The 705-nt window shown below is 63.3% G+C and carries 2 protein-coding genes; both read left to right on the top strand.

What is annotated here, in order from left to right; all coding sequences use genetic code 11:
• The coding region (locus ACK4TH_RS12630) for a hypothetical protein (protein ID WP_409626948.1) at window positions 1–343 on the top strand (343 nt) is incomplete at its 5' end.
• A gap of 124 nt (window positions 344–467) precedes the next feature.
• Window positions 468–705, top strand: a 238-nt coding sequence (locus tag ACK4TH_RS12625) for a hypothetical protein (RefSeq protein ID WP_409626946.1), incomplete at its 3' end; no start/stop codon positions are given.

The raw sequence follows: 705 nt of genomic DNA, 5'->3' as shown, positions 1-705 counted from the left end.
ACAGCCGTCGACCGGCCCCGCGCCCGAAGCGGACGACCCGGCGCACCAGCCGCCCGGTCCGATGATCAGCGCCAGCGACGTCAAGGCCCGCGAGGACGAACTTGCGGAGCGGATGGCGAAGCAGCGCGTCGAGGCCGAGCGCCGGGCGCACATGTCGGACGAAGCGCGGGCGTTCGTGGCCAGCGGCAAGCCCATCGTAGCGCCGACCAAGGACGGGAACTTTATCGCTTACCTTCCGTCCAAGATCGTGTACAATACCGCCGCTACGCCGCAGGACGGCTTTGCGTTCGGCGACACGCCGGACGAAGCGGTTGCCATCCTGGAGGCCAAGCAGAACAGCTAGCCGAGGGGGCGTGTCACGGAAGACGCATACATGGATTGCCCGGCGTGTCGCAGCGCCGGGCATTTTTCTGACTACTGCGACACATGCAACGGAAACCACTACATAAAGAGAGGCAGGCAAGACAATGAATCTGAAAGCGTACGAGAGCTACAAACGCGTACATGCAATGGAAATCGGGAAGATCGAGGGCACGACCCTCTACAGCCCGGACGGCGCAATGAGTGTAAATGTCAGCGCCGGCTACATCGCCAAGCACCCGCTTAACCTTCCCGGCTACTACGTTCGGTACGCGGACGGGTACGAAAGCTGGTCCCCCAAGAGCGCTTTCGAGGAGGGCTACGTCGCGTCGGCCGGTCACGGCT

Origin of the sequence: Tepidimonas sp. (assembly GCF_046292505.1) — a bacterium.
Taxonomy (GTDB): domain Bacteria; phylum Pseudomonadota; class Gammaproteobacteria; order Burkholderiales; family Burkholderiaceae_C; genus Tepidimonas.
The sequence above is the reverse complement of the archived record's forward strand: the minus strand, read 5'-3'. Positions and strand labels throughout refer to the sequence as shown.